The following is an 892-nucleotide window of genomic DNA, read 5'->3' on the forward strand; positions in this document are numbered from 1 at the left end:
CCCCGGTTGGCGAGGTCGTACACGGCGGGCATCAGCTTCTTGCGCGACAGGTCGCCCGTGACGCCGAAGATGACCAGACCCGACGGCCCCGCGATACGAGGGAGCCTTCGGTCCGCAGGGTCACGCAGGGGATTGGCCCGGCTTTCCGATGGACCGGATCCGGATGGCTCGACGGCGCCTTCTGCCGTACTCATGAGCGGCACATTCCTTTCTGGAGGCGTGAACGGTGATCGAGGGGCTGTGGTGGCCGGCCGGTTCACAGCCCGGCGAGGGATTCCCGTGCCTTGGCGGCCACGTTCTCGGCGGTGAAGCCGAACTGCTGGAGAACGAGGTTGCCGTCGGCGGAGGCACCGAAGTGCTCCAGGGCGACGATGCGGCCGGCCTCTCCGACGTACTTGTGCCAGGTGAGACCGATCCCGGCCTCGACGGCGACCCGGGCCTTCACGCCTGGGGGCAGGACGCGGTTGCGGTACGCGTGCGGCTGCTCCTCGAACCACTCCACGCACGGCATCGACACCACGCGGGTTGGCACCCCGGCGGCCTGGAGCTGCTTGCGTGCGTCCACGGCGACGTGCACCTCGGAGCCGGTGGCGAGGAGGATGGCCTCGGGCTCGCCGCCGTCGGCCTCGAAGAGGACGTAGCCGCCGCGCGCCGCGTCGTCGTTGGGCTCGTACGTCGGCACACCCTGGCGGGTCAGGGCCAGGCCGTGCGGCTGCCCCTTGCCGAACTCCTTGGTCCAGCGGCTGAGGATCTCCCGCCAGGCGATCGCGGTCTCGTTGGCGTCGGCCGGGCGGACGATGTTCAGGCCGGGGATGGCGCGCAGCGAGGCCAGGTGCTCGACCGGCTGGTGGGTGGGGCCGTCCTCGCCCAGGCCGATGGAGTCGTGCGTCCA

Annotated in this window: 1 protein-coding gene and 1 pseudogene; both read right to left on the bottom strand. The window is 71.0% G+C overall.

Annotated features, from left to right (window positions below):
• Nucleotides 1–194 (bottom strand): annotated as a pseudogene (locus IE318_RS44430) (glucose-6-phosphate dehydrogenase); the annotation flags it as partial.
• Between the two features lie 62 nt (nt 195–256).
• Nucleotides 257–892: transketolase-like TK C-terminal-containing protein (locus IE318_RS44435; protein WP_308438646.1), on the bottom strand; the 636-nt coding region annotated here is incomplete at its 5' end.

The sequence above is a fragment of the Streptomyces spiralis genome (genome assembly GCF_014654675.1).
Taxonomy (GTDB): domain Bacteria; phylum Actinomycetota; class Actinomycetes; order Streptomycetales; family Streptomycetaceae; genus Streptomyces; species Streptomyces spiralis.